Source organism: Segatella sinensis (genome assembly GCF_040095255.1).
Lineage (GTDB): Bacteria > Bacteroidota > Bacteroidia > Bacteroidales > Bacteroidaceae > Prevotella > Prevotella sinensis.
In genome coordinates this window covers 16,962-28,506 of record NZ_JBBNGE010000045.1, presented here as the reverse complement: position 1 = coordinate 28,506, position 11,545 = coordinate 16,962, and the positions used below count along the sequence as shown (strand labels likewise).

Sequence of the window (11,545 nt, the reverse complement as noted above, 5' to 3'; positions counted from 1 at the left end):
TATCTAACTGAGGATTCGGATCTGTCTTTTTAAACATAGTCATTCTGGTTGATTGATGGTGTAAAGATACGAAAAATGCTCCAGATAACGGCATAAATCGAAGATTATTATCATGAAATATAAACATTTTAAACAGGCCTTACTTTTTAAAGTGGGCTCAGTAAGAGAGAAAAGAAATATAGGAGGAATTGAAACAATGACAAACAACAGAAAGAAAGGCATCAGAATAGCTGGTACCCTATTTATCATTTTACTTTGCGCCCTGGGATATTGGACCTACCGCAGTCTGAATCCCACAAGAGAACAGGTGCAGGCAGCCAAAGCCAGAATAGAAGCCTACAGCTGCTACGAAATAAGAAGAAACGGCAAAACCATGCTGCGATTCGACGAAGATACCACCACACTGGCAGCAACCTTCATGAACCGCTGGGCACTCGTTCCTTCATGCCAGGGACGACTCGCAGCATCCAACAATACAGACATCACCCGAAACCGCTATCAGGGACTCGATGCAGACAGTGTGCTGGTAGAGAAAGCGGATTCCCTCGACAGTCTCTACAAGGATTCGAAATGGAAAGAAAGCGAACTGGCATACTATATCCACTCCCACAGCGTAATGGATCTGGGATACAACCGAATCTGCGCCTTCGAAAACCGCGAGAAGGTGTTGAGAGATTCTGCCAAGAAGATGCTCGACTCGCTGCATCATATCCAGGGAAAAACGCCTTCTGACAAGTCAAACCAGAAAGACGGCAAACTGGTATTGGTATACCTTATTAAATATAAGGCATTCTACACCGATGAAAACGGCAAGACCCGAAGCGAAGACTGCAAGCTCATCCAGACGAATGCAGAAGAAAGAAAAGACAGACAGTACTGCCACCTCTTCCAGCTGGTATCAGAAACAACCCCTGATGGTATCTACGGCATTGCACCCCGCACAGCCATCGGAATCGTAAACCTGCAGGGAGCCACTCACCGAGACACCATCAACTATGAACAGCGCCATGACTCACTGGGTTATTTCTCAGGCAACTACGACAGTCTCTACCAGGCAGAAGGCTATGGCACCTGGATGGGGCACGACGGTTCCTACTACGAAGGAGAATGGAAGAATGGAGAAAGAAACGGATGGGGATTCAGCATCGCACCCAAGAAGCCTCTGAGAGTGGGCGAATGGAAGAAAGACAGATACAAGGGAGAGCGACTGGTATATACCTCACAGCGAATCTATGGTATCGACATCTCGAAATACCAGCACATCAAAGGCAGAAAGCGATATCAGATAAACTGGAAGAAACTGCGCATCACTCACCTGGGAAACATCAGCAGAAAAACAGTAGCAGGCAACGTAAACTACCCGATCCGCTTCATCTACATCAAGAGCACAGAGGGTAAATCAATAGTGAATCCTTACTATAAGAAAGACTATAGTGCAGCTCGCGCACATGGCTATAAAGTAGGCACTTACCACTTCTTCAGCACCAGAACACCAGCCGTTGCTCAGGCAAATCATTTCCTCAGACACAGCTGCATCAGGAGAGGAGATTTTCCGCCGGTTCTCGACCTGGAGCCATCGCATAGCCAGATCAGCAAGATGGGAGGTCCGGGCGTTCTCTTCGCAAGAGTAAGAACCTGGTTAAGACTGGTGGAAAGAGCCACGGGCGTAAAACCTATCCTCTACATCAGTCAGATCTTCGTAAACCGCTATCTGCCTGCAGCACCCGACCTGAAGCACAACTATAAAATATGGATTGCCCGCTATGGCGAATACAAGCCAGACATCCACCTGGTATATTGGCAGCTATGCCCGGATGGCCGTGTGGCAGGCATCCACGGAGCCGTAGATATCAATGTATTCAATGGCTATCAAGATGCATTCACAAAATTCTCTCAAAATGAGGTAGTTAGATAAAATTTCGAAAAAACAAGTATTTTTAGTTAAATTATGTTGTAGAAAAATACAACCTATCACATTTTTTACTAACTTTGTGGAGTTTAGTAACAAAATTTGGGGGTAGGATCATCATGAGACAACTTAAGATACAAAAGAGCATAACCAATCGAAATAGTGAAGCACTAGATAAATATCTGGTAGAGATCGGCAGAGCGCCAATGATCTCTATCGAGGAAGAGATAGAGCTGGCACAGCAGATAAGAAAGGGAGGTAGAATTGGCGAAAGAGCCAAGAATAAATTGGTAGAAGCCAACTTGAGATTCGTGGTGTCTGTGGCAAAACAGTATCAGCATCAGGGACTCACACTCACCGATCTTATTGACGAAGGCAACATCGGACTCATCAAGGCTGCAGAACGCTTCGATGAGACCCGCGGATTCAAATTCATCTCCTATGCTGTATGGTGGATTCGCCAAAGCATCCTCCAGGCAATAGCAGAACAGAGCCGCATCGTGAGACTGCCTTTGAACCAGGTGGGTTCGCTCAACAAGGTAAATCAGGAAATCAACCGATTTGAGCAGGAAAACCAGCGCCGCCCTAGCGTAGAGGAACTGTCTGCCCGCACCGGTGTAGATGAAGATAAGATCTCTCAGAGTATGATGGCCAGCGGTCACCACGTAAGCATCGATGCACCATTCGGCGAAGACGATGACAACTCGATGGCAGATGTGATGTCGAGCGGAGACGACAGCCGTACCGACAAGCACGTGGATCATGAGAGTATGGCTCAGGAGCTGAAACAGGTTCTCAACAAATGTCTGAAGGAAAGAGAACGCAAGATTGTATGCGCCTGCTTCGGTATCGACGAGACCGAGAAGGGTCTGGAAGAAATCGGAGACAAGATGGGATTGACACGCGAAAGAGTTCGACAGATCAGAGAGAAGAGCATCACCAAGCTCAGAGAATCCGGCAAGATCGGTATTCTGATGAAATATCTGGGATAAAGATAAATTTTCTGGGATAAAAAAGTATAATATCAAGCCAAAAGTTTGGACTTTCAAGATATTTACATTAACTTTGCAATCGGGTGCGGCAACTCAGCCTCACCCGATTTTTTTATAGATAAATATGAAGATACAACTGATTCGCATCATAGCGGCTGTCATCCTTTTGACTATCAGCTTTCCTCTGACAACAGAAGCCAGAAGAGTGAAGGCTAAGGACGCCATCACAGACTCCGTGATGCAGCGTATCTTCTGTTATGCCCAAAAGATTGATACCACGGGAAGAGGAAGCAATTCGAGCTATGCCTACACCAAATTCCAGATGCGTACCAACAAGCGAAACGCCACCCTGGCTCTCGTTCCTACCATGTACGCCATCTCCTACGGTGCAGGCAGAAAGTTCATCAGCGAATTCTACAACCGCATCGAAGTGAATGAGAAGGGAGCACCTGTCATCCACCGGCTGCTCAATCTCAGTACCATTCCACACCGCAAAAGTACGATGAGCGCTGCGCTCAACTACATGACGCCGAATGTATATGGAGAAAACCTCTTTCAGGAGAACATCCTCTCCCCTTTCCATCGTTCCAACAGACGATACTACAAGTACTCCGTCACGCCACTGCTCTATGGTATGGCTCAGGTTTACGCCTACCCACGCATCAAAAACACCCAGCTGGTAGAGACCAGGGCGATCGTCCGTATCCAAAACGGACAGATTCAGATGTGCGACTTCGAGGGAGAATACGATATGACCCGTTTCTACATCTCCGTGACGATGGGCAAGAAAGGCTACAAGTCGCTGGGACCTGTCAAATGTGACATGCGCGCCAACTTCAGTTTCATGGGTAATAAGATTACCGGGAAATACACCACCATATATGATCTGCCAAAAGTTCTGGAAGATACCATCAAGAATAGCGCAGATACCGCCATGATGTCGAAAGTGCGACCTATCAAACTGAACACCGATGAGGAAATGATCTATCGCATCTATTACGACAGACAGGAAGAGCGAAAAAGGAAAGCCGCAGCACAGGGAGAAAAAAAGAAAGATTTCGCAAAAGATGTGCTCTGGGATATCGTAGGCGATAACCTGCTGAACAGAATTTCCAGCGACTTCGGCAAACAGCAGCAGGGCTATTTCCGCATCGACCCATTGTTCAATCCATTATATATGGGTTATTCGGAATCCAAGGGTGTGGTGTATAAGTTCAAGATCAACGGACAGTATGCCTTCAATGACAACATCCAGCTTTCTGCCGGAATAAAAGGCGGTTACAGTTTCCGCCAGCATCGTTTCTACTACAGTATTCCTGTCAGATTCAACTACAATACCCGTCACGAGGGTTATCTGCAGCTGGAAATCGGTAACGGCAACCGCATCAATACCAACAAACTGGCTCGCCAGGCGTTGGGATACATGGATCCGAAAGACAGCATTGGAGGGTTCTCGCCAGCGGAGATACCTTCTCTTCTGATGGGAAAATCCACCTTTACGGAATTCAAGGATAATTACATGCGACTCACCAACCACTGGCGCCTCTCCCCACATTGGGCGATGGAACTGGGAATGGTAGCGCACAACCGCATTGCCATCCGTCCGGACTTCTATCAATCCATAGGCTATCCGGATCAGTACAAGTCTGTGGCTCCTGCCATCGGAATAGAATGGAGACCTAAAGCAGAGAAAGGCATCGTGCTGAAACTCGACTATGAGCAAGGTTTCAAAAACCTGCTGGGCAGCAACATCGACTACGGAAGAGCCGAGTTTGATGCCCAGACGATTCTCTATTCTTCCCGCAGGCAATCGTATTCGATGCGTTTCGGAACAGGTTTCTATACCCGAAGAGGAGCACACTGGGACTTCGTAGATTACACCAACTTCCACGACAACAATATTCCGGGAGGCTGGAACGATGAATGGTCGGGCGATTTCGAACTGCTGTCGTCCTACTGGTATAATGCCAGCAACTATTACCTGCGTGCCAACTTCACCTATGAATCTCCGATGATTCTTGCAGCCTGGCTTCCGCTGATAGGCAGATATGTAGAATCAGAAAGACTCTATACCAGCGGTCTGGTGGTAAAACACCTCTACCCTTATACAGAATGGGGCTATGGTGTAAGCACGCGTCTGATATCGCTCGGCTTCTTCGCAGCATTCAGACAGGGAAAGTTTGATGGCGTAGGCTGCCGCTTCGGCTTCGAACTTTTCAGAAACTGGTAGAATCCGTTACGGGATATTCCCTTATAAATCAAAAGAAAAAAAAGAACAATATATGAATTCACAACTCACCGTTTACAAGGCAAGTGCGGGTTCGGGTAAGACCTTTACCCTTGCCCGCGAATACATGACCCTGGTGATAGACAATCCCCACGCCTTTCGCACCATCCTGGCTGTAACCTTTACCAACAAGGCTACAGAAGAGATGAAACTGCGTATTCTCGGACAGCTCTACGGCATTGCCCACGAGCTGCCCGAATCAGATCAGTATCTGGTACAGATACATGCCGCACTCCCCCATCTTTCGGAAAAACAAATCAGAAAGAATGCGGAAGAGGCTTTGCGCCTGCTCATCCACAACTACAACTATTTCAGAGTAGAAACCATTGATACATTCTTTCAGAGTGTCTTGCGAAATCTGGCACGAGAACTCGACCTCACAGCCAACCTGCGTATCGGGCTGAACGATTATCAGGTGGAACAGCAAGCTGTGGATGAACTGATAGAAAGTCTGGAAAGCACCGACAAACTGCTTTTCTGGATTATGGATTACATCAAGGAAAACATCGCAGACGACAAGAGCTGGAATGTGATCGGCCAGATCAAGTCCTTTGGTGAGCACATCTTCCGTGATTACTACAAGGAGCACGCCGACGAGCTGTCAAAACGAATGGAAGAAGAAGGCTTCTTCGAAGCATTCAAAGACAAGATGAAGGACACCCGAAACCAGGCTAAAGAAAAATTCGAAGAAATCGCAGCTTCCTTTTTCGATGCGCTGGAAGAGGAAGGATATTCGGCTGATGACCTCAACAACAAGACAAGGGGTATCTGGAGCTACTTCAACAAATTGAGAAATGGAAAATACGGAGACGATGACGTCAACAACATGACTCTAAATAAATGTATGGCAAGTCCGGAAAACTGGGTCAAGAAGTCGGAAGTCAAGAACAATTCTCCACTCTATCAGCATGTGGTGAATACTCTCTATCCGATTCTCCAGTTTTCGGAAGAGCATCGCCACATGCTGGAAAGAATGTACAAGAGCGCCAACCTCACCATCAAGCACCTCAACCAGCTGCGCCTCTTGGGCAGCATAGACAAGAAGGTGAGAGAAATGAACCAGGAGGCTAACCGCTTCCTGCTCAGCGACACACAGACATTGCTTCACTCACTCATCCAAGGCAGCGACTCACCTTTCATCTTCGAGAAAATCGGTACCCAGCTGAACCACGTGATGATAGACGAGTTTCAGGATACCAGCACCATACAGTGGAAAAACTTCAAGGTGCTGTTGGAAGAAACGATGAGCCGCGAAGATGCAGGCAATCTGATTGTAGGCGACGTGAAACAGAGCATCTACCGCTGGCGTTCGGGCGACTGGCGACTTCTCAACAACATAGAAGACCAGTTTGACAATCCGAAGAAACAACTGGATGTAGAGACCCTTGCCACCAACTATCGCTCAGACCGCAATGTCATCAACTTCAACAATGCCTTCTTCGTAGAAGCCGCCCAGCAGGAATATAACGAACTGGCAGAAACGATACCGGAAACTGCCCAGCAACTGCTTACAGCCTATGCCGATGTAGAACAGGAAGTTCCGGAGAAGAAAAAGGTGCAGGGATATGTGGAGGTGCGACTCCTCAAGACACAGGAAGAGGACGATGAAAATGATGCAGAAAATAAAGAAGACCGCATGATGCAACTCTGTCTGCAAACAGTAGATGAGTTGACTGCACGTGGTGTTCCCACCCACCGTATCGCTATCCTCGTGCGCAACAACCGCACCATCCAGGATATCGCAGCCTACTTTATGGAGCATTCAGACTATGAGATGGTTTCAGACGAGGCATTCCGCCTCGACGCTTCGCAGGCAGTACAGATACTCATCACAGCCCTGAAGCTGCTGATGCACCCTGCCGATGATATTGCCCGCGCCACACTCTTGAAGTTTGCCCATACTTATCTCAATGATGAAAAGGTGGTTGAGCTGATCACAGAGAATCGACAGAAATTGCTGGAGATGCCTCTACTCGACCTGACCGAAAGACTGTTTACGGAACTTCACCTTAGCGAGATAGAAGATATGAAAGTACAAAGTGCCTACGTATGTGCCTTCTACGACAAGTTGAATTCCTTCCTGACAGACAACAGCAGCGACATCGAGGCGTTTCTCCAGGAATGGGAAAACAATCTCCACGAAAAAAGCATCCATAGTGACGGCATCGAGGGCATCCGACTCATCACCATCCACAAGAGTAAGGGACTGGAATTCGACCATGTCATCATGCCATACTGCGACTGGCAGCTGGAGAAAGCCAATACCATCTGGTGTACTCCTCAGGAAGCTCCTTACAACGAACTGCCTCTGGTTCCTGTAGATTTCAGTGCCAAACAGATGAAAGGAAGCATCTATGAAGATGACTATCATCACGAGCATCTGCAGAACATCGTAGATAATCTGAACCTGCTCTATGTGGCATTCACCAGAGCCAGTCATAATCTCTATGTCTTCGGCAAACGCGCATCTACCGCGTACCGTTCGGGAATCATCGAAAAATCACTGGAAACTGTTGCTGAGAAGCTGAAGCAAAATGCAGAGAAAGAAGCATACGAAATGCTTACCGACGCGGTAAATGTAGAGTTGGAAGGCATCGGTACAGACAGCAAGACCAACGACATCATCTTTAAATATGGCGAACCGGTGGTACCCAAGCAAAAAGTAAAGATGGAGATGAAAATCAACAGAAATGTCTTTACCATGCCTGCAGAAATGATGCAGATAGATATCAATGTATCACCTAAGCTTCCAGAATTCAGACAGAGTAACAAGAGCCGCGATCTCATCAAAGGAGATGAACAGGAAGAACAGCAGAAATTCTATATCAAGATGGGTACAGTACTGCACAGTCTCTTCTCTACCATCCGCACAAGAGATGATATTGAAGGAGCACTGAAACAGCTGGAACTTGATGGAGTTCTCTACGATGAAAACATCTCGCGAGACAGAGTTGAGAAGATGATTCGCAAACGTCTGGAATCAGACAAGGTAAGCGACTGGTTCTCCGACCGATGGAATGTTTTCAACGAGTGTTCCATCATCAGCACAGACAAGGACGGGAACATGGTAGAGCATCGCCCAGACCGAGTGATGAAAGATGAGCACGAAACCGTGGTAGTAGATTTCAAATTCGGTAAACCGAAGCCGGAGTACCACGACCAGATAAAAGGCTATATGAAGCTGCTCGAAAGTATGGGACATGCTCATGTCAAGGGATACCTCTGGTATGTTTATCCGAACAAAATAGAAGAAGTATTATAGATGAATAAAAGAAATGCAAAGATAATAAAAAACAATATACAATGAAAGCATTCTTGAAAACAGTAGCCCAGGATATGCTGGCAAAATACGGCACCAACATGAGCGACATCGCAGTGGTTTTTCCAAACAAGCGTGCAGCGCTCTTCCTCAATACCTATCTGGCGCAATTGGCCGGCAAGCCAATCTGGACTCCCACATACATCACCATCAGCGACCTCTTCCGCCGACACTCCGACCTGAAGGTTGCTGACCCAATCAAGTCTATCTGCGACCTGCACAAGGTATTCGTAGCATGCACAGGCATTGATGAGACCCTCGATCACTTTTACGGTTGGGGGCAGCTCCTCCTTGCCGATTTTGACGATGTAGATAAGAACATGGTAGATGCCAAACTGCTCTTTGCCAATCTGAGTGACATCCATGAACTCGACGATGTTTCTTATCTCACAGACTATCAGAAAGCAATGATCAAGAAATTCTTCAGCAATTTCTCTGATGATCACAATACAGAACTGAAGAAGCGATTTCTGCAGTTATGGTCACATTTCTACGATATCTACGTAGGATTCAACCAGAAACTGGCCGAACAGCAACTGGCTTATGAAGGAGCACTCTATCGCAAGGTAGTAAACGATGAAGATATAGACTTCCATTACAAGAAGTATCTCTTCATCGGTTTCAATATGATGCAGATAGTAGAACAGACACTATGCGACCGACTGCTGAAACAGGGCAAAGCCCTTTTCTACTGGGATTACGACAAGTACTATATGGAGGGACAAAATGAAGCCGGCCACTACATCCGTCAGTATTTGAAGCACTATCCCAACGAACTTGCCAGCTATCCGCAGAAAGACATCTACGACAACATGTCGAAGAACAAGGATATCACCTACATATCTGCACCAACAGAGAACATCCAGGCCAGATACGTAAACGCCTGGCTCAAGGAGCACAACCGCTACAAGATGGGGCGCAATGTAGCCATCGTACTGAGCGACGAAAACCTCTTGCAGAGTGTGATACATTCACTTCCGGAAGAGGTGAAAAGCGTCAATATCACGATAGGCTATCCTTTGCAGCAAACACCTTTCTACAGTCTCATCCAGCAGCTCATCCAGTTGCAAGGAACAGGTCATCCACAGCATAGCGAGACCTACCGTCTTCATTATGTGCTCACAGCATTGCGCCATCCCTATACGAGATTCATCAGCTCACGGTATGCCGACCTGCTTGAAAAGCTGGAAGAGCAGAAACGCTTCTACCCATCGCGCGATTTCCTCAGCATGGATGGAGACGAAGGACTCTCTCTGCTTTTCAGAAACCTGGAAGAGCAGACGGCAGAAGCCACGCAAAGCAGCTACAACAAGCAGCTCATCAGCTACTTGCTTGATATTCTGCGCATGATAGGAACCCAGGCAAAGGATTTGAATGATCCGCTATTCCACGAATCACTCTATCGCACCTACACCCTACTCAACCGCCTGCAGGAACTCATCACATCCGGCGACCTAGAGGTAGATACCATCACTCTGGAGCGACTGATACAGCAGCTCATCCAGACCACAAGCATACCATTCCATGGCGAGCCGGCAGAAGGAATACAGGTAATGGGTGTACTCGAAACCAGAAACCTCGATTTCGATCATATTCTGGTTCTATCCTGCAACGAAGGCAAAATTCCAAAGGGCGTGAACGATTCTTCATTCATCCCTTACTCCCTGCGCAAAGCTTATGGTCTCACCACCGTAGAAAACAAGGTAGCCATCTTTGCCTACTACTTTCACAGTATGTTGCAGCGTGCCCACGACATCACGCTTACCTACAACAATGCTACGGAAGATGGTCAATCGGGCGAGATGAGCAGATTCATGCTCCAGCTGATGGTAGAAAGTCAGCATCCTATCGTTCGCAAGACCCTCATCGCCGGTCAGAAGCCCCTTCGCCCGGCATACGACGAAGAGCCAAAGACCGAAGAAGTGATGAAGGTACTTGACGACGTAAGAATGCTCACACCTACTTTTCTCAATACATACCAGAGATGCCAGAAGCAGTTCTATTATAAATATGTAAAGGGGTTGCTGGAACCGGATGAAATAGATGAAGACGAAGTAGATAACCGCATCTTCGGAAACATCTTCCATCGGGCAGCCGAACTTTTCTACTATGGCTTTGCTAGCAAGAGCGATATCCAGACAGATGAGAAAGGAAAGCAGCAGCTCATCCGCCCAATCGTCATCACTGCAGACATCCTGGACCAGGCAATGAAGGATAAGATGCTGGTAGATAGACTGGTAGATCAGGCCTTCAGAGAAGAGCTCTTCAAGGTAGGCAACAACGACTATCATCCGAAATACAACGGTCTGCAACTCATCAACAAGGAGGTAATAGCCAGCTATTTGCGACAGCTCATCTCCATAGACAGACGCCAGACACCATTTACCATCATCGGTATGGAATTGGTAGTTTCAGATACACTGAATGTCAACACAAGCAGGGGCGAAAAGCAGTTCAAGATCGGTGGTTTCATTGACCGTCTGGATGCCATTTCTCCTATATCGAACATCTCTGAACGCATCAGAGTCATCGATTACAAGACGGGAAGAGCACAGACAACCCATCCTAAGGATATAGATGAGATGTTCTCGGCAACTCCCCAGGCACTGAGCAAGCATACGGATTATTATCTGCAGGCTTTCCTCTACTCGATGATCATCAAGAACAGCAAAAGATACAATTCAGCACAGGACCCCGTGTCACCAGGCTTGCTGTTCATACAGAATGCAGGTGCAGAAGACTATGACCCAACCCTTAAACTAGGCAGGGAAAAGATAGAAGATATCACACCGTATGAAGAAGACTTCATGGCGCATCTCCGCAGTCTGATTGCCGACATCTACAATCCCGCATTGCCACTGCGTCCTACCTGCGACAAGAAACGTTGCGAGTATTGTCCGTACGCCGGACTATGCAAATAGGTATTGCAGAATGTTAAAATGAGAAATATTTGGGAGCAAAATTTGTTTCTTCAAATATTTCTCTGTATTTTTGCAGTAGAGAGAGCACACTACGCAATCACGCAAGAGTTTCTCTCG

At 47.0% G+C, this 11,545-nt stretch carries 5 protein-coding genes; all 5 read left to right on the top strand.

Features of this window, described 5'->3' with window-relative positions; all coding sequences use genetic code 11:
• Nucleotides 1–196 precede the first annotated feature (196 nt).
• The 5 genes from AAAT87_RS11670 to AAAT87_RS11650 all read left to right on the top strand — a co-directional run bounded on the left by AAAT87_RS11670 (nt 197) and on the right by AAAT87_RS11650 (nt 11,428).
• Nucleotides 197–1,915, top strand: coding sequence for a GH25 family lysozyme (locus AAAT87_RS11670; RefSeq protein ID WP_349226511.1), 1,719 nt, complete (start codon nt 197–199; stop codon nt 1,913–1,915).
• Between the two features lie 113 nt (nt 1,916–2,028).
• Nucleotides 2,029–2,901 (top strand): sigma-70 family RNA polymerase sigma factor, encoded by an 873-nt coding sequence (locus AAAT87_RS11665; RefSeq protein ID WP_296986664.1) that lies wholly within the window; start codon nt 2,029–2,031, stop codon nt 2,899–2,901.
• A gap of 124 nt (nt 2,902–3,025) precedes the next feature.
• The gene (locus tag AAAT87_RS11660; RefSeq protein ID WP_349226510.1) at nt 3,026–5,131 is read left to right on the top strand and encodes a DUF5686 family protein; all 2,106 of its coding nucleotides are present in this window, start codon (nt 3,026–3,028) and stop codon (nt 5,129–5,131) included.
• Between the two features lie 52 nt (nt 5,132–5,183).
• Nucleotides 5,184–8,450 (top strand): UvrD-helicase domain-containing protein, encoded by a 3,267-nt coding sequence (locus tag AAAT87_RS11655; RefSeq protein WP_349226509.1) that lies wholly within the window; start codon nt 5,184–5,186, stop codon nt 8,448–8,450.
• A gap of 41 nt (nt 8,451–8,491) precedes the next feature.
• Nucleotides 8,492–11,428 (top strand): PD-(D/E)XK nuclease family protein, encoded by a 2,937-nt coding sequence (locus AAAT87_RS11650; RefSeq protein ID WP_349226508.1) that lies wholly within the window; start codon nt 8,492–8,494, stop codon nt 11,426–11,428.
• Nucleotides 11,429–11,545 lie beyond the last annotated feature (117 nt).

What these genes read in the sequence shown, in the direction of transcription:
- AAAT87_RS11655 (WP_349226509.1), top strand. Translation starts at nt 5,184, where the DNA reads ATGAATTCACAACTCACCGTTTACAAGGCAAGTGCGGGTTCGGGTAAG.
- AAAT87_RS11665 (WP_296986664.1), top strand. Translation starts at nt 2,029, where the DNA reads ATGAGACAACTTAAGATACAAAAGAGCATAACCAATCGAAATAGTGAA.
- AAAT87_RS11650 (WP_349226508.1), top strand. Translation starts at nt 8,492, where the DNA reads ATGAAAGCATTCTTGAAAACAGTAGCCCAGGATATGCTGGCAAAATAC.
- AAAT87_RS11660 (WP_349226510.1), top strand. Translation starts at nt 3,026, where the DNA reads ATGAAGATACAACTGATTCGCATCATAGCGGCTGTCATCCTTTTGACT.
- AAAT87_RS11670 (WP_349226511.1), top strand. Translation starts at nt 197, where the DNA reads ATGACAAACAACAGAAAGAAAGGCATCAGAATAGCTGGTACCCTATTT.